Origin of the sequence: Allomuricauda sp. CP2A (genome assembly GCF_001683915.1) — a bacterium.
In the GTDB taxonomy this organism is placed as follows: Bacteria; Bacteroidota; Bacteroidia; order Flavobacteriales; family Flavobacteriaceae; genus Flagellimonas.
Genome location: NZ_LXTT01000045.1, coordinates 1 through 18,245 on the forward strand (window position 1 = coordinate 1; position 18,245 = coordinate 18,245).

The following is an 18,245-nucleotide window of genomic DNA, read 5'->3' on the forward strand; positions in this document are numbered from 1 at the left end:
TAAATATACATAATATATTTACTCACGCAATCGGTTGCGTTAATTTTTTTGTATTTTTATGTTAAAATTATTTTATTTGATTTGTATTTCACCATAAAAAATTGATAATCAGTAAAATAGTATTTCGGACAGTTGTAAGCAAACGATTGTTTTTATTGAAGAATGCTTATTTTTAACCAATTGACCTTTCCTTATATCATATGAAAAACACATTTTTTACTCGAAAAAACCATCTAATAGGAGGTGTTCTGCCTTATTTTTTGTCATCTGTATTTGTTTTGGGAACTTTTAGCTGTAAACGCCAAAAACAATCTTCCGTTGAAGACCATAACGGAATCGATAGCGTAGCTGATACCATTGGAACCGCTCCCGATACAGTTTATACTTTGACATCTGAATTGTATACCGCAGATCCATCGGCACATGTTTTTGATGGAAAACTGTATGTTTATCCCTCCCATGATTTTGAATCCGGAGTTCCCCAAGACGGGATTGGAAGTCATTTTAATATGGAAGACTACCATGTTTTTTCCATGGATAGTGTAGGGGGTGAGGTCACCGATCATGGACTGGCCCTCCATATTAAGGATGTGTCTTGGGCAGGAAGACAAATGTGGGCCCCTGATGCTGCCAAAAAAGGCGATGAATACTTCCTGTACTTTCCCGTAAAGGACAAAGAGGATGTTTTTCGCATAGGAGTGGCCAAAAGTGAGAACCCCGAAGGACCTTTTGAGCCATTGGACCATCCCATTGAAGGGAGCTATAGTATGGATCCCTCCGTTTTTGAGGATACCGATGGCAAATACTATATGTACTTTGGAGGTATTATGGGCGGACAGCTCCAAAAATGGAACAATAACGAATATCTCGGAGAAGATACCTATCCAGCGGATGATGCACCGGCACTTTCTCCAAAAGTTGCGTTAATGGCAGATGACATGGTCAGCTTTGCCGAAGAACCAAAAGATGCGGTCATTCTGGATGAAAATGGAGAGCCAGTAACCACAGGAGATCATGATCGTAGGTTTTTTGAAGCGGCCTGGGTGCATCGCTACAACGGAAAATACTATTTGTCTTATTCAACAGGTGATACACATTATATTGCCTATGCCATTGGTGACAATCCTTACGGACCTTTTACCTATCAAGGGGTTATCCTTGATCCTGTTCTGGGGTGGACCAACCATCACTCCATTGTGGAATATGATGGAAAATGGTGGTTGTTCTTTCATGATAGCTCAATGTCCGGTGGAAAAACGCACCTGCGAAGCGTAAAAATGACCGAGCTCACCCATAACCCAGACGGAACCATTAAACGTATCAACGCGTATGTGGAACCCAATCAATAGGAACAAAACATATACCATCTCAAGTTTATGCCCTCAATTGAGGGCATATTTTTTTGCTAACAATTATTTAAACTAAAACAGATAGGTAAATTCTTATAAATTTGAGTAATTTGAAATATTAATTTATTATTTGTAAACATTACGGTTCTTTAAGCGCCATGTTCAAAAAGCAGTCCAGTTTCGTTTTTGTTCTCCATGCCTCCCTTGCTGCTTTTGGCACCTACTTTTGCATGTACGCTTTTCGGAAACCGTTTACTGTTGCCACTTTTGAAGGGCTTAGCTACATAGGTGTCGATTACAAAATCTTGCTCATCATCGCCCAAGTTTTAGGGTATGCGCTTTCAAAATTTATTGGAATCAAAGTCATTTCTGAATTGAAACCCAACCGCAGGTTGCTTTTTTTGATTTCCCTGATCCTTTTTGCCGAGGTGGCCCTCCTTTTCTTTGCCTGGGTCCCCGCCCCGTACAATATTGCTTTCATGTTCTTAAATGGAATTCCCTTGGGCATGATCTGGGGGATTGTTTTCTCCTATATAGAGGGAAGGCGGTTCACAGACATATTGGGCGTTGCCCTTTGTGCCAGTTTTATTGTATCCAGTGGCGTGGTCAAATCCTTGGGGCTGTATGTAATGAATTTTTGGGGCGTAAGTGAGTTTTGGATGCCGTCGGTCACGGGAGCTTTGTTTGTGGTACCATTGTTATTGTCCTCATTCTTATTGCAAAAGGTGCCTCCACCAACAACTTCAGATAAAGAATTGCGTACAGAACGTGTGCCCATGACCAGCTCCGATAGAAAACAACTCATCAAAAAATTCTTTTTCCCGTTGCTGTTGGTGGTGATTTTCTACACCTTCCTTACCGCTTTTCGGGATTTTCGGGACAATTTTGCCCGCGAACTTTGGGACAGTGTTGGCTACCAAGGCGATATTTCGGTGTTCTCCACTTCAGAAATCATTATAGCCATCAGCGTATTGTTGATTATTGGTTCCATCTTCTACATCAAGGATAATCTAAGGGCACTTTTAACCTACCACTTATTATTGATATTGGGAACCTTGGTCTTGGGGCTGTCGACCCTCATGTTCCAAATAGGGGTTTTGGATTCCTTCCTTTGGATGGTCTGCACAGGATTTGGATTGTACATCTGTTACGTTCCCTTCAACTGTCTTTTCTTCGACAGGTTCATTGCCGCTTTCAAAATAAAGGGAAATTCCGGCTTCCTGATCTACATCGCAGACGCCTTTGGGTATGTGGGAAGTGTGCTGGTACTGCTCTATAAAAACTTTGGCCAGGCCAACCTTTCCTGGCTCAACTTTTTCGTTTATGGAACTTATGCTGTGGCATTGATAGGAATTACCGTCTCCCTTGTCTTGTTCTTTCATTTTTGGGCAAGGCACAAATCTGAAAAACATAATGAGCAGCTCACTTATGGACAATAAATACGATGCCATCATAGTAGGTGGGGGTATTTTAGGGACTTTCCATGCCTTTCATGCCCTGGAACTTGGGTTAAAGGTGTGTTTGGTTGAAAAAGATGCCTATCCCCAAGGGGCCACGACCCAAAATTTTGGACAGGTGGTGCCCTCCGGGATGAATTCAAAATGGCAGAAATTCGGAAGGAGAAGTCTACGGATTTACAAAGACATCCAATCAAAGTTTGACATCAGTATTCGCCAAAATGGAACCGTCTACCTGGCTTCCGATGAGGAAGAAGAGCGATTGTTGGTAGAGCTCAGGGCCATCAACAATAATAATGGGTATAGTTCCAAAATGCTCACAAAAAACGAATGCTTAGATCGTTATCCGGGTCTACGGAGAGCTTATGTAAAGGCAGGACTCTTTTTTCCGGATGAGGTTACGGTTGAGCCTCGGACCATGATCCATCGGCTTCTAGACTATTTGGTCAAGGAAAGAGGGCTTGAAATGAAGACCAACTTTCCCGTCATTGCCTGCGAAAGAAAAGCCATTGGGGTTGAGGTGTTGAGTGCCAGAGGAGAACTGCTTGAAGCAAGCAAAGTGATTATCTGCAACGGAAGCGATTTTAAGACACTGTACCCCGAATTGTTTGCCCAGAGTGATCTTGAAGTATCCAAATTACAGATGATGCAGACCAAAACCCAAGAAAACTATGCCTTAAAGGGATCTATTCTTACCGGTTGGTCCATCCGAAGATATGAAGCCTTCCATGAATGCCCTTCCTTTGCTGAAATCAAAAAAAATGAACCCCAAGATAGCTTGCAAAAGCAATGGGGTGTCCATATTTTGTTCAAACAAGCCATGGATGGGTCGGTTATTTTGGGCGATTCGCATCAATATGCAGATGCCGATAAAGTGGAGGACCTGGGCTATGATTTGGATATGGATATTGATAATTTTATGCTGGAGGAGGCCAAAAAAATCATACAACTGCCCACCTACCAAATCCAACGCAGATGGTACGGAATGTACTCGCAATGCAAATCCAGCGACCTTTATAAAAAGACCATCGATGAGGACATCCATATCATAACAGGTATTGGCGGCAAGGGCATGACGGGCAGTGCAGGGTTTTCAAAAAAGAACATTGCTACAATTTTTAATACATAAAAACAGATGAAGGACATTAAACTTGCAGTTTTTGATATGGCAGGTACCACGGTAAATGAAGATAATGTGGTGTACAAAACGGTGCGGGAGGCATTGGCCAAGGCAGGAGTTGAAGTTTCATTGGATACCGTTCTAGAATTTGGAGCTGGCAAGGAAAAATATAAGGCCATTGCCGATATTTTGGATGAGACCAAAGCAAATTGGGATTTTAAAGTGGATGCCAAAGCGGTGCATACCGATTTTAAGGAAATGCTCAAAGAAGCGTATGCCAATTTGGAGGTGACTTCGTATGATGGCGTGGAAGAACTTTTTAGAGTCATGAAATCGCACGGAGTGAGGGTGGTGCTCAACACGGGCTATGATGCCAAAACCGCTCAGACCCTTTTGGATAAATTGGGATGGAAAGTGGGCCAGCACATTGATGGTTTGGTCACCGCCGACGATGTTGAAATTGGGAGGCCTTCATCAGAAATGATCGATAAGGCCATGGCACTGTTCAATATTACTGACCCCGAACAAGTCTTAAAGGCTGGAGACTCACAGATAGATATTGAAGAGGGCAAAAATGCAAACTGCGGAATTACCGTAGGTGTTTTGACGGGCGCACAGACCCGGGAACAATTGGAAAAGGCCAATCCAACCCTTATCTTGAGCACCTTGGATGCCTTGGAAGGAATCCTTTTTTCGTGATCAGATAAAAAAGTAGACCACCAACATTTTTGAAGGCACTTTTCCCTTGTTGATGGGGACATGGGGAATTCTACCATCAAAAAAAATGGAATCACCCTCTTTTAGGAGCACCTCTTGGTCACCAATTTCGTAATAGCATTCACCGGTAAGAATGTATTTAAACTCAAAAGCGTCGGTAACTACCTTATCCCGTTTGGAATTGGGGAGCACCTCCAATAACACGCTTTCAAACCCTACGGAGTTCAACTGTTTGCCAAAAATGTAATTATAGGTAAAACCAATGGCCTCGTCCTCCTTTTCAATAATGGTCTGGTCATCTTTACGTGATACCAAAAAATTATATCCGTTCACTTTGGGCATTCCATCAAAAAAATCCGTCATCTCGGTTTCCAAGGCCCCAACTATTTTCAGGAAAACAGGCAGGGAAGGAATGGTTCTTCCGTTTTCAATACGGGAAATCAATCCTGCGGTGACCCCGGCTTGTATGGCAACATCGCTAATGGTCTTTTTATTGTTCTTTCTAATATCCTTGATTCGCTTGCCGATACCTATTAAATAGTCTTCCATGCTTTTTCGTTGGTTCTTACTTTTTAGTATTTATAACCTTCTTCAATTTTCATGAATTCGGAGAGAGTCCTTAACCAGTTGTTAAACAACAATATAGTAAGGGTTTAATATTATGCAAGATAACACAAAAATTGAATATTTGTAAATAATGTTTACGTAACATTCCCCCGATTCTTTTAACCATTCCATATCATTTTTTTAATCTGTACAAAGGCATGCCTTAACGCTTGTGTTGGATATTTGTTGATAAATAATTAACCAAATTTTACAAATACTCAACAAATGAAAAAATCAATCGTAGCGTTTTTACTTGCCTTTACCGTAAGTATTATTAGCTATTCACAGACCACATTTTCGGGAACGGTTGTGGATGAAAACAGCGTACCGTTGCCCGGGGCATCGGTTGTTGTAAAAGGTAGCACCACAGGGGTGGCTGCAGATTTTGACGGAAACTTTGAAATTGGACTTCCCCAGGGAAGTGCGATTTTGGTGGTTTCGTACATTGGGTACATTTCCCAAGAGTTTGACACAGCTGGACAGACCACCGCTACCATTATGTTGCAACCCGACTCGCAACAATTGGATGAAGTAGTGGTAACCGCTTTGAACATTTCCAGGGACGAAAAAACCCTCGGCTATGCTGTTGAAAAAGTTGGCGGCGATGAAGTGTCGCAATCCACCAGCACAAACTTTGTGAGCACCCTGTCCGGTAGAGCTGCGGGAGTACAGGTTGTGACCAACGGTACCGGTCCGGGTCAATCCTCATCCGTAGTGATCAGGGGATACAGTTCCATGCAAGGGGACAACCAACCCTTGTTTGTGGTTGATGGTGTTCCGATCAACAACTCTACAGATACCCGAACCAACACCTTAGGGGGTGCCAGTAACATGAACTTGGATTATGGAAACGGTGCAGCCGAGGTAAACCCGGATGATATTGAATCTGTATCGGTATTGAAAGGTGCCAACGCGACAGCATTATACGGTTCACGTGCCGCCAACGGAGCGGTGATCATCACCACCAAATCTGGTAGATCCAGAAAAGGGATGGGCATTTTGGTCAACTCAAAAATGACCTTTGAAAGCATGCTGAAAGGACCAGAGTACCAAAGAGTATACGGACAAGGAAAAAACTTTGACTTTCAGTTTGTGGATGGGTACGGAAACGGAACCTTTGATGGGGTGGACGAATCTTGGGGGCCATTAATGGACGGAACGCTTAGAGCCCAGCACGACTCTCCAACCGCCAATGGCTTGCGTGGAGGTGATGTACATGGATTGGATTTTATTTTGGGATCCTCCGGGGTTGATCTATCCCGAAGAGGAGCCATCACTCCAACACCTTTTGTAGATCCAGGCGATCCAGTGGAGAATTTTGTTCAGACGGGTAGAACCCTCACCAATAATATTTCTTTTTTTGGAGGAAACGAAAAAGGGAACTATCGGGTGAGCTACACCAACCTGGACAACGAAGGCATACTTCCCAACACAGACATCAGAAGAAACACTATTTCCCTTTCCGGAACCTATGACCTTACAGATAGGCTTACGGTCAACTCCAAAATCAATTATATCAGGACAGATTCGGATAACCGCCACGTTAATGGGTATGGAACAGAGTCTGTCATGTACCTCTTTATTTGGTGGGGACAACAAGTGGATGTAAAGGGACTCAGGGATTACTGGCAAGATGGCCTAGAAGGGTTCCAGCAGTTCAACTACAACTATAACTATCACGACAACCCCTACTTTACCATGTATGAGAACACCAATGGGCTGGCGAAGGATAGGGTCATAGGCAACCTTTCAGCAACCTACAAATTGTCGGATAACTTCAAATTCATGGTCAGGGGAGGTCGGGATTTCTTCTCGGAATACCGCTTCATCAAGAGGGCCTATTCCACACAACGCTTTCCCAATGGTCAGTACCGAGAGGACAAAATCAATTTCCAAGAGACCAATTTGGATTTCTTGCTGAGCTACGATCAGCAAATAGGAGACGACTTTAGCGTCAATGCCAATTTTGGAGGAAACAGAATGGTGCAAAAAAACCATTTCAATGCATTGATGACCAATAAGTTGTTGTTGCCTGGAATCTATTCCTTCAATAACGCGGATGGACCTTTGGTGCAGCGATTGAGCAGACCGGAAAAACAAATCAATTCCTTATATGGGTTTGCCCAATTGGGTTGGAAGGATCAGGTGTTTTTGGATTTGACCGCACGTAACGATTGGTCTTCCACATTGCCCAAAGAGAACAACTCCTATTTCTACCCTTCGGCTTCCTTGAGCATGTTGCTAACGGATATGTTCAATATTGACAGCAATGTGTTTTCCTTTGCCAAACTACGCGCAGGATGGGCACAGGTAGGTAACGACACCAACCCGTACGGATTGAACAACTTCTTTGCGTTGGGAACTCCGGTGGGTAGCAATCCAACGGCATCGCCTTCCAACAATTTGGCCAATGCCGACCTAAAACCTGAAATCCAGACATCCTACGAAATTGGAACGGATTTGAGGTTGTTCAACAACAAAATAGGAATCGACTTTACCTACTATAACACCATCTCCAAAAACCAGATTCTGGATATTGATTTGGCCACAACCTCTGGGAAGACTTCCAGGACCATCAATGCAGGTAAGATCAAAAACTATGGAGTGGAATTGATGTTGGATGCCACACCGTTCAGCACCGATAACTTTACGTGGAACACCATGTTCAATTTCGGCCTTAACAGGAACGAGATTTTGGAATTGGCCAATGGAGTGGACAGATACTCCTACGGAGGCAATGGCATTACGTTGATCGCTGAAAAAGGAGGTTCCTTGGGCGATATGTGGGGAACCGGTTTGATGACCGTACAAGATGAAAGTGATCCCAATTATGGAGAGGTGGTCTTTAATGAAGGCTTGGTACAACAGGATAATACCCTTAGAAAATTGGGAAACTTCAATCCAGATTTCACCTTGGGATGGAACAACACCATTACCTACAAAAACTTCTCGTTGAACTTCCTTTTTGATTGGAGACAAGGTGGAGAACTCTTGTCCAGAACCCGTTTGATTGCCGCAACTTCGGGTAACGTTGTGGAAACGCTTTGGGGTCGCTCCCCTGAATTTGGAGGTCCGCACCCGGGCATCAGTGATTCTGGATTGGATTATGGTGGTGCCTATTCTGATGGTGTAATCGGAGATGGAGTAAAACAATTGGCCGATGGCAGCTATGCCCCCAATGATGTTATAGTTCCTGCCAATGCCTACCATAATAACCGCTATAGAAGGGACAATGAGACGGAGGGGATGTACGATGCGACCTTCATTAAACTTCGCGAAGCAAAACTCAGCTATTCCCTGCCCAACAAAGTAGTTGAAAGAATGGGAATACAAGACTTTACCTTCTCCCTGATAGGAACCAACCTTTGGTTGTGGGCCAAGGATTTTAACCATGGCGACCCAGAACTGTTGTCCTTTGGAGGAGGCTCCTATGTCCCCGGAGTTGAAAATGCAACCGTACCAACCACAAGAAGCATAGGAATGGCAGTTAGCCTAAGACTGTAATCCAAAGTTGATAAAACGAACGTGATAACAAATAGAAAAATGAAAAAACAAATCATAATCATTGGAATCATAATCATGGGAGCGATAAGCTCGTGTGACAAATTTGATGTTTCAAATGAGAACCCGGATGTAGCTTTGGCCATCGATAAAAATCCAGAGTTGTTATTGACCAATTTCCAAAGAAACTCCATCAGAAACCTTGTGGGAGGCTCTTGGAGTGAAGGAAACCTGATGGGGCAGTACGGAGCCCGTATCGTTTTTACCTCTTTTGACCTGTTTGATTGGGGAGATCAAGGTGGAACGTGGAGCACCCTCTATCTGGCGATCAGGGATGCCAAGGAATTGGAAAAAATTGCCGTTGAGAATGAACTGCCCAGTTATGAGGCCATTTCGGTGATCATGCAGACTTGGATGTTCAGCATATTGACAGATATGTACGGGGACATTCCGTACAGCGAAGTGAACCAAGCAGTTGATGAAGAACCCAACTATACCCCTGTTTATGACACCCAACAAGCCATTTATGCCAATATGTTGGTAGAATTGGAACGCGCCAACACCATTCTTTCAGGTTCTAATCTTGGTTTGGTAAAAGGAGACTTAGTGTTTGATGGAGATTTGGCGATGTGGCGAAAATTTGCCAACTCATTGCGCCTCCGTTTGGCACTTAGATTGAGTGAGGTGGATGCGTCCACTTCCCAATCCGTAATTGCCGGGATATTCAATAACCCAAGCAGCAATCCGGTAATGGAATCCAATGAGGATAACGCCGTGTTACAGTTTTTGGCGGCTAACCCAGATGCGCATCCCGTAACGGAAGAATCCGTATATCGGGTGGGGTCTTACAACGAATACAGAATTTCCGAGCACTTTGTGCAGTTGCTGCAAAGTTTCAACGACCCACGGTTGGACTTTTTTGCGGATCCAACGGCAAATTCTGTGGAAAATGGAACCCCAGAGATTCAGGGGATGCAAAACGGAATTGTGGACGGTCCTGCCTATGAATACAAAGGAGGGGACGCCTTTTTGTCCAAATTCAATATTGATTATTTCTATTTCCAGCCCAACAGCAACCAAGCACGTTTAATGCAATATGCCGAAGTGGCCTTCATTTTTGCCGAAGCTGCCCAAAGGGGATGGATCACAGCCAGTGCCCAAGAATATTATGAAATGGGCATCCAAGCCAATTTTGAATATTGGGATGTTGAACTGCCTGCGGATTATTTGGCCAGGGCCGAAGTGGCTTATGATGATACATTGGAGACCATCATGAAGCAAAAATATGTGGCGTTGTTCTATACCGATTACCAAGGGTTTATTGAATTCAAAAGAACTGGGTTCCCGAATACCATAGCGCCCGGACCGGATGCTTTTTACAATGAATACCCAAGTAGATTTGAGTATCCCAGTGAAGAGGAATCCTTGAACAGTGCCAACTATAAGGAAGCAGTACAACGAATAGGTGGAGATCAGATTACCACTAAAGTTTGGTGGGAAAACTAACGCAATGTCATTTCAAAGCAAAGCAATAAAAAGTATAGCCATGACCACGGGAATTTTGTTCCTGTGGTCTTGCGCTTCAAAGGAAGAAGGAGCGATCAAGGGCATTGAACATGTCGTGATAATCGGTGTTGACGGCATGAGTCCCAATGGGATTCAAAATGCAAACACCCCAATGTTGGACTCCATGATCCAAAATGGTGCGGCTACCATGCATGCACGTTCCGTGTTGCCTTCAAGCTCAAGTCCAAATTGGGCCAGTATGATCATGGGTGCCGATACCGAACAACATGGGATTACGTCCAATGGCTGGGAAAAGCATGACCATGAACTACCTCCGGTTGTAGCGACCAAGAACGGAACCTTTCCAACGATTTTCACCCTTTTCCATGAGCAACAGCCCGAAGCCCATGTGGGCGCCATTTACGATTGGGATGGATTTGGCCGCCTGTTTGAAAAGGAGGATGTGGATTTTGATATTGATGGGGACCATGAGGACAATACTACCCAAGAAGCGGTAAATTATATCAAAGAGCATACCCCAGAATTCACGTTTGTCCATTTGGACCATGTGGATCATGCAGGCCACAGTATGGCCCATGGAAGCCCTGAATACTACAAATCCGTTGAAAAGGCGGATTCCTTGATTGCTGAAATCATCAATGCCACCAAAGCAGCTGGAATTTTCGAAAAGACAATGTTCATTGTCTCTGCGGATCATGGTGGATTAGGGTTTGGACATGGCGGTGAGAGTCTGGCCGAGATGGAAATTCCTTTCATTTTGTACGGGGCGGGCATCAAAAAAGGCTATGGGATTGAGGAAACCGTTTATCAGTTTGACAATGCCCCAACGGTGGCCTATGCTCTGGGACTCAAAACCCCACAAGCTTGGACAGGAAGACCTGTGAAGGGAGCCTTTGTCGGCAATGAAAAACCCATTTTGACCTACAAGCGAAAAGAGCAGATAACCTCGCCCAAAATTCTTCCAGATGCTGACTATTACGAGCCAGCTGGGGGAATTTTCAAGGCGGATTCTGTGGCCGTGGTCATTCAAAATCCCAACGGAACAGGTGAAATTCGGTATGTGCTGGGGAGTGAAGTGCCCACTCTGGAAAATAGCACGGCCTATCAAGACACCTTCTATCTCAAAGAAACTTCGGTGTTGAAGGCCGGTATTTTTCAGGAAGGCATATTGGCCAGTACCATTGCCGAAGCTAATTTTAGGATAGTTCCCAAAACCAAGGAAGACCCAGTTAAATTTCAGGTGTTTTATGGGGAAAAAATGGAAAAACTCCCAGATTTTTCAACCCTAAAGCCCATAAAGGAAGGGTTTGTCACCGAATTCTCCCATAAACAGGCCATGACTGAAGACATTCAACAAGACCAGGTTGCTTTGGTACTGGAAAGTTACCTTGAAATCCCTGAAAATGGAACATATGGGTTCTTCACCAATAGTGATGATGGAAGCAAATTGTATGTGGACCGGGAATTGGTGGTGGACAATGATGGCGACCATGGTGTTTTGGAGCGTGGTGCTGCCATTGATTTAAACAAAGGCCGCCACTTGGTTCGAGTTGAGTTTTTTAATGGCGGTGGAGGCTATCATTTGGATGTAAAATACCAAAGTGCAAACATTCCCAAACAGATAATACCGGCAGATTTGCTCTACCGAGAAAAATTATAACCCCATGTTCTTCAACCTCAAAAAAAGTAGTTTGTTGGCCCTTGCCCTGACCTTGATCGGAATAGGTGGGCATGGGCAACAACTTCCCATCTGGAAACCCGGTTTTTTGGACATTCACCATATCAACACTGGGAGGGGCGATGCGGCTTTTATGGTTTTTCCAGACGGCACAACCTTGTTGGTGGATGCCGGCGATATGTCCGAAACACATCCCAGAACAACTTCCAGCAGGAATGCGAAGTTGGTTCCGAACAGGTCAAAAACTGCTCCAGAATGGATTGTGGACTACATCGATCAGTTCATTCCAAAAAATCAAAAGCGACAGTTGGATTATGCCCTCATCACGCATTACCACGATGATCATTTTGGTGAAATGGATTCGTTGCGGAAAATAGCTTCAGGAGGATACCAACTTACTGGAATTATGGAAGTGGGAACTCTCATTCCCATCAAAAAAATGATTGATCGTGGGTCTGATTTCCCCATCAATTTGAAGGATGCCAAAGTGCAATCCGAGGAGCGTTTTTCCAAAGACGCATACGGAATGATTGCCACATTGAAGGAATATTGGAAGTTTATCGACTTTCAATCCAAAAAAATAGGGTTGGAAAATGAGGCTTTAAAAGTGGGGCATACAGACCAAATTGTACTAAAAAACAAACCTGACGACTACCCTGAATTTTCAGTCCAGAATTTATTTTCCAATGGGGTCATTTGGACGGGTGAGGGCAATACTACCTATTCCCTTTTTCAAAATGGGGCATACCCGGGCGAGAACCCTTTGAGTAATGGCATCCGCATAGACTTTGGCAAGTTCAACTACTACACCGGAGGTGATATCTCTGGAATCGATGGGTTGGGTCAGACGGATAGCAACGCTTTGGAATCCCATGTAGCACCTATAATCGGTGCTGTGGATGTGGCCACACTCAACCACCATGGCAACCGCGATTCCCAAAATCCGTATTATGTCCGTACCATCCGGCCCCGGGTTTGGATCCAGCAAAACTGGACAGCGGACCATCCGGGAGAAGAAGTGCTGCGAAGGATCACTTCAAAGCAATTGTACCCTGGGGAACGGGATATTTTTTCAACCATAATGTTACAAGGAACAAAGGATGTTATCGGGGGCAGGCTGGATCAATACAAGAGTCAGGAAGGGCATATTGTGATCAGGGTTTATGATGGGGGAAACACCTACGATATTTATGTGTTGAATGACAAATCCGAAGAACGGGAAATACAAGCAAAGCATGGACCATACAGATCAAGATAAGCAGAAGGTTGAATATGTTGTTGAAGGGGATATCAACCTTACCTTGGCCAGAGGGAAATGGATAGAAAACGTTGGAGAGCGTACCAAAGAACTACTGGAAAGGGATGCCCAATATTTTATGCACCAATCCATGTCCACACCATGTCTGGATGTATTAAAAAACTGCGAAGGGTCTTATATTGAAAGCATTTCGGGAAAAAAATATCTCGACTTCCACGGAAATAACGTGCATCAGATTGGATTTTCACATCCAAAATTGGTGGGCAGGCTAACAGAGCAACTTCAGCAAGGTCTTACTTTTTCCACAAGAAGATACACCAATGAGGTAGCCATTCAATTTGCCGAAAAAATTACTTCACTCACTCCAAAAGGGCTCAGCCGGGTTTTGCTTACCCCAAATGGCAGTTCCGCTATCGGGATAGCGCTGAAATTGGGCCGTGCCGTGACCGGAAAGCACAAAGTGGTCTCATTTTGGGATTCTTTTCATGGTGCTTCGCTGGATGCCATCAGCGTGGGAGGCGAATCTGTTTTTAAGGAACATATGGGGCCTTTGATGCCCGGTGTGGAACGTATTCCGCCGCCAATCACCTATCGAGGTATTTTTGAGGGCAATGAGGACAAAGCCTTGGAATATCTGGAATATGTGCTGTCCAAGGACAACCAGATTGGAGCTTTTTTGGCGGAGACTATCCGAAATACGGATGTACAGATTCCTTCTGCAACCTTTTGGAAAGGAGCACGGGAATTGTGCACCAAGCATGGTGTATTATTGATTTTGGATGAAATCCCGATCGCTTTGGGAAGAACCGGAAAAATGTTCGCTTTTGAACACTTTGGCATTGAGCCCGACATCCTTTGCTTGGGCAAGGGCCTGGGAGGAGGCATCATTCCTCAAGCGGCCATTGTTGCCCGTGAGGAATACAACACTTTCGGACATATATCCTTGGGCCATTACACCCATGAAAAAAGTCCGTTGGGAGCCATGGCCGGACTGACTGTTTTGGAAATCATCGAAGAAGAAAATTTGCTGGATAAAGTTAAGGCAGATGAAGCCTACATGAAGGCAGCACTCTACAAATTACATAGAAAATATTCCTTGATTGGGCATGTTCGTGGCATTGGTCTTTTATGGGGGATTGAACTGGTCACAAATAGGACGACCAAGGAAAAGGCAGTTGCCGAAGCAGAGGAGATTATGTACGAATGTTTAAAACAAGGATTGAGTTTTAAAGTATCAAAAGGCAATGTGCTGCAATTGTCACCACCACTGACCATTACCCGGGAAGAGTTGGACAAGGCACTTGAAATATTGAACGAAGCATTTTTAAAAACAAACACTATAGCCTAATGAAAAATTTAAAAAAAGTATTGCCCTTATTTTGTTTACTGGTGATGATGATTTCAGGATGGAGTCAGGAGAAAAGCGAAACCAAAGTAATATTGATAACCCTTGATGGGTTCCGCTGGCAGGAACTGTTCACCGGGGCCGATTCCCTTTTGGTGGCGAACAAGGAATATGTGCATGATGCCACCATGCTCAAAAATGCCTTTTGGAAAGATGCTCCAAAAGAAAGAAGAGAGGCATTGATGCCTTTTATCTGGAACCAAGCGGCAAAAATGGGTCAGTTGCATGGGAACAGAACGTTGGGCAGCAAAGTAAATTTGACCAATTCCATGTGGTTTTCCTATCCCGGGTACAATGAGATCTTAACGGGCGCTGCCGATGATGTGCGAATCCGAAGCAATGCCAAAAACCCAAATCCCAATACCACCATTTTAGAGCTGTACAGCAATACTTCAGAAGGAAAAGGAAAGGCAGCAGCCTTTGGCAGTTGGGATGTTTTCCCATACATCATAAACGAGGAGCGGTCCGGTGTTCCGGTAAATGCCGGATTTGAAGCTGCCACGGAAAACCTTAATGAACGGGAAAAATTCCTCAACCAATTGCAGGAACAGATTCCCAGTCCATGGGGCAGTGTTCGGTTGGATGCCTTTACCCATCATTATGCATTGGAACATATGAAAAAGAATCACCCTAAACTGGTGTATATCTCTTATGGTGAGACCGATGATTTTGCCCATGATGGCGATTACCAAGCATATTTGAAATCGGCCCACAATACCGATGCTTTGATCAAAGAAGTATGGGAGTTCACCCAGCAGGACGAGTTTTATAAAGACCAGACGATCTTTATGTTAACCACAGATCACGGTAGGGGAACACAACCGTTGGAAACCTGGAAGAGTCATGGTAGCGACATAAAGGGAGCTGGTCAGGTGTGGTTCATCACCTTCGGAAAGGATATTGAACCCATGGGAGAAGTCACTCAAGAAGAACAATTGCATTCCAACCAAATAGCCCCAACAATTTTAAAATATATGGGAATTCCCATTCCAAACGAGATGAACGGGGCACCTATGAAGTTGTAAGAAAATAGATAGATTTCATATCAGGTTAATTAGTTTAAGTCAGTTTGCCCAAAACCCACACCCTTTAGTGTGGGTTTTGTTCTCTAAGTGGGATTTTATCATTATTGATACACTAAAGTTGTTCGTTCCAAAATATGTACCTTAGAAGGGTATTTTTACAGTATGAAAGAAGAACTTTTAGAAACATTCAGCACCTATTTTGAACAGCCTCTCATTGATGAGATAAATGAAGTGGGGAAATTGGTTGAAGTATCTGCGGGAGAGGTTATCATGGATATTGGAAATTATATTAGGAGCATTCCATTGCTGATTTCGGGAGCGATTAAAGTTCTGCGAGAAGATGAAGATGGGGATGAATTGCTTCTCTACTATTTGGAACAGGGCGAAACCTGTTCGGTGACCATGGCCTGTTGTATGGGTCAAACCCAAAGTGAAATCCGAGCCATTGCGGAGACAGATGCCGTGATGGTGATGGTGCCAGTTCAAAAGATGGAGGAATGGATGGGCAAGTACAAAGGCTGGCGAAACTATGTTTTTGAAAGCTACCACAACCGCTTGAATGAACTCTTGCAGACTGTGGACAGTATTGCGTTTAAAAATTTGGACCAACGTTTGGTGGAATACCTTAAAAAGAAGGTTGAGGTCACCAACGATAACAAAATACGCAATACACACCAAGAAATTGCCTATGATCTGCACACCTCACGGGTTGTGATTTCCAGATTGTTGAAGAAGTTGGAGAAAATGAAAAAAGTGGCACTCCACAGAAGCTATATCCAAGTTTTGGATTTGTAGGTATGTGTCCTAGGTTACCCAAAATCATTTTTTCGTACAGTATTTTTGCTTAAAGTTCATCACATGCTCAAACGGTTTTTTCCTTTTTTATCTTGGATGACCACCTACAATCGCTCTCATTTATATGGAGATTTAATTGCAGGGGCAACCGTGGGAATCATGTTGGTGCCCCAGGGAATGGCCTATGCCATGATTGCGGGAATGCCTCCCATTTATGGACTGTATGCTTCATTGGTGCCTCCGTTGGTATATGCTCTGATGGGAACATCCAGGCAATTGGGCGTGGGGCCTGTGGCCATGGATTCGTTGTTGGTGGCCGCAGGGGTTGGCGCATTACAACTGGTAAACACCGAGGAATATATTTCCACTGTACTTTTTTTGACCCTGCTCATAGGAGGAATACAGCTTCTTTTGGGTATTTTGAGAATGGGCTTTTTTGTCAATTTTTTGTCCAAACCGGTCATTAGCGGATTTACCTCTGCCGCCGCCATTTTGATAGGATTGGGTCAATTAAAACATATTTTAGGAACCGATTTTGCACAATCCAGTAAGATCCATGAATTGGTGGGCAATATTATTGGAAGTTTGGGCAATGTAGATCTATTGACCCTGGGGCTTGGTGCTGTGTCCATATTTTTGATGTTTCTACTGAAAAGCATCAACAAAAAGTTGCCCACTCCCTTATTGATCGTGGTGCTCGGTATCTTGGCAGTAGTAATTTTTAATTTGGAAACAAAGGGGATCCATATTGTAGGGGAAATTCCAAAAGGCCTGCCGCATTTTGAGCCTCCGAAATTTCAGTGGGACAAGTTGGGGCAGCTTATGCCCATTGCCATAACAGTGGCACTTTTTGGGTTTATGGAGTCCGTTTCCATAGCAAAGACAGTTGAGGAAAAACATCCGGAATACGAACTGGATGCTGACCAAGAGCTACGAGCATTGGGCCTTTCCAATATTTTGGGCTCCTTCTTTCAGTCTTTTTCAGTGTCCGGCAGTTTTTCAAGGACCGCAATCAATGATCAGGCAGGGGCAAAAACAGGGATGTCACTTATCTTCAGCACACTTATTATAGCGGGCGTACTGCTCTTCCTCACCCCCTTGTTTTACAAATTGCCCGCCGTGGTCTTGGGTGCCATCATCATAGTTTCGGTGGTTGGCCTTATAGATATAAAATATCCTTTGGTATTGTGGAAGAACAGAAAGGACGAGTTTGTGCTGTTGGTTGCCACTTTTTTGATGACCCTTTCCATTGGTTTGATGGAGGGAATCCTATTGGGAGTACTGCTCTCCCTAATGTTGCTCGTCTATAGGATATCCAAGCCGCACATGGCCGTTTTGGGAAAGATCAAGGGGACCCGCTATTTTAAGAACATTGACCGTTTCTCGGGAGATGTGGAAGTGGATGCCGATAAATTGGTCATACGGTTCGATGCCCAACTCTATTTTGGCAACAAAGACTATTTTAAAAAACAACTCTATCGACAGATCGAGAAAAAAGGCCCTGTCCTCAAGTTCATCATCCTAAATGCGGAGCCCATAAATTATATAGACAGCAGTGCCGCGACCATGTTGGAACGGATCATACTAGACCTGCGGAAAAAGGGCATCCATTTTTTTATTGCAGCTGCTATAGGCCCCACAAGGGATATTCTGTACAGTAGTGGAATTGTTGATATTCTTGGGGAGGAAAACCTGTTCGCACAGACGTTTGATGCCGTGGACTTTTGTTCTGAACAAAAGGAGCGAAGCCTCATGCAAAAAAAGGTGTCGTTACAGTCCAAGACAAAGAGTTTGTAACTTTAGTCAC

13 protein-coding genes are annotated in these 18,245 nt (G+C 43.9%); 12 read left to right on the forward strand and 1 reads right to left on the reverse strand.

All coding sequences use genetic code 11. The features are described from left to right. Window positions 1-200 precede the first annotated feature (200 nt). The 4 genes from A7D14_RS05805 to A7D14_RS05820 all read left to right on the forward strand — a co-directional run bounded on the left by A7D14_RS05805 (window position 201) and on the right by A7D14_RS05820 (window position 4,625). A complete protein-coding gene (locus tag A7D14_RS05805) occupies window positions 201-1,349 on the forward strand; it encodes a glycoside hydrolase family 43 protein (protein WP_067031317.1) in 1,149 nt (382 codons plus the stop codon). Between the two features lie 158 nt (window positions 1,350-1,507). Continuing rightward, on the forward strand, window positions 1,508-2,788 hold the full coding sequence (locus A7D14_RS05810) for a DUF5690 family protein (protein ID WP_067031320.1): 1,281 nt from the start codon (window positions 1,508-1,510) through the stop codon (window positions 2,786-2,788). Then, window positions 2,778-3,935: a TIGR03364 family FAD-dependent oxidoreductase gene (locus A7D14_RS05815; RefSeq protein WP_067031609.1), complete on the forward strand. Its 1,158-nt coding sequence runs from the start codon at window positions 2,778-2,780 to the stop codon at window positions 3,933-3,935. The genes A7D14_RS05810 and A7D14_RS05815 overlap by 11 nt, the downstream gene beginning before the upstream one ends. 6 nt (window positions 3,936-3,941) lie before the next feature. Beyond that, the gene (locus A7D14_RS05820) at window positions 3,942-4,625 is read left to right on the forward strand and encodes a phosphonatase-like hydrolase (RefSeq protein WP_067031323.1); all 684 of its coding nucleotides are present in this window, start codon (window positions 3,942-3,944) and stop codon (window positions 4,623-4,625) included. Here A7D14_RS05820 and A7D14_RS05825 read toward each other — a convergent pair whose 3' ends face one another. Then, entirely contained in the window at window positions 4,626-5,192 is a 567-nt protein-coding gene (locus A7D14_RS05825; RefSeq protein ID WP_067031326.1) for a helix-turn-helix domain-containing protein, read from the reverse strand. Window positions 5,193-5,474: 282 nt separating this feature from the next. Between A7D14_RS05825 and A7D14_RS05830 the strand changes: the two genes are divergently transcribed. The 8 genes from A7D14_RS05830 (at window position 5,475) to A7D14_RS05865 (ending at window position 18,235) form a co-directional block, all read left to right on the forward strand. Then, the gene (locus A7D14_RS05830; protein ID WP_067031329.1) at window positions 5,475-8,753 is read left to right on the forward strand and encodes a SusC/RagA family TonB-linked outer membrane protein; all 3,279 of its coding nucleotides are present in this window, start codon (window positions 5,475-5,477) and stop codon (window positions 8,751-8,753) included. A 39-nt stretch (window positions 8,754-8,792) separates the two neighbouring features. After that, entirely contained in the window at window positions 8,793-10,256 is a 1,464-nt protein-coding gene (locus A7D14_RS05835) for a SusD/RagB family nutrient-binding outer membrane lipoprotein (protein ID WP_067031332.1), read from the forward strand. Between the two features lie 4 nt (window positions 10,257-10,260). Then, on the forward strand, window positions 10,261-11,937 hold the full coding sequence (locus A7D14_RS05840; protein ID WP_067031335.1) for an alkaline phosphatase family protein: 1,677 nt from the start codon (window positions 10,261-10,263) through the stop codon (window positions 11,935-11,937). A 4-nt stretch (window positions 11,938-11,941) separates the two neighbouring features. Beyond that, the gene (locus A7D14_RS05845) at window positions 11,942-13,213 is read left to right on the forward strand and encodes a hypothetical protein (RefSeq protein ID WP_067031338.1); all 1,272 of its coding nucleotides are present in this window, start codon (window positions 11,942-11,944) and stop codon (window positions 13,211-13,213) included. Further along, a complete protein-coding gene (locus A7D14_RS05850; RefSeq protein WP_067031612.1) occupies window positions 13,191-14,561 on the forward strand; it encodes an aspartate aminotransferase family protein in 1,371 nt (456 codons plus the stop codon). The genes A7D14_RS05845 and A7D14_RS05850 overlap by 23 nt, the downstream gene beginning before the upstream one ends. Then, window positions 14,561-15,643, forward strand: a complete 1,083-nt coding sequence (locus A7D14_RS05855; protein ID WP_067031340.1) for a sulfatase-like hydrolase/transferase — start codon at window positions 14,561-14,563, stop codon at window positions 15,641-15,643. Before A7D14_RS05850 ends, A7D14_RS05855 begins: the two co-directional genes overlap by 1 nt. Window positions 15,644-15,805: 162 nt before the next feature. Further along, window positions 15,806-16,438, forward strand: coding sequence for a Crp/Fnr family transcriptional regulator (locus A7D14_RS05860; protein ID WP_067031343.1), 633 nt, complete (start codon window positions 15,806-15,808; stop codon window positions 16,436-16,438). Between the two features lie 63 nt (window positions 16,439-16,501). Next, window positions 16,502-18,235: a SulP family inorganic anion transporter gene (locus A7D14_RS05865; RefSeq protein WP_067031346.1), complete on the forward strand. Its 1,734-nt coding sequence runs from the start codon at window positions 16,502-16,504 to the stop codon at window positions 18,233-18,235. Window positions 18,236-18,245 lie beyond the last annotated feature (10 nt).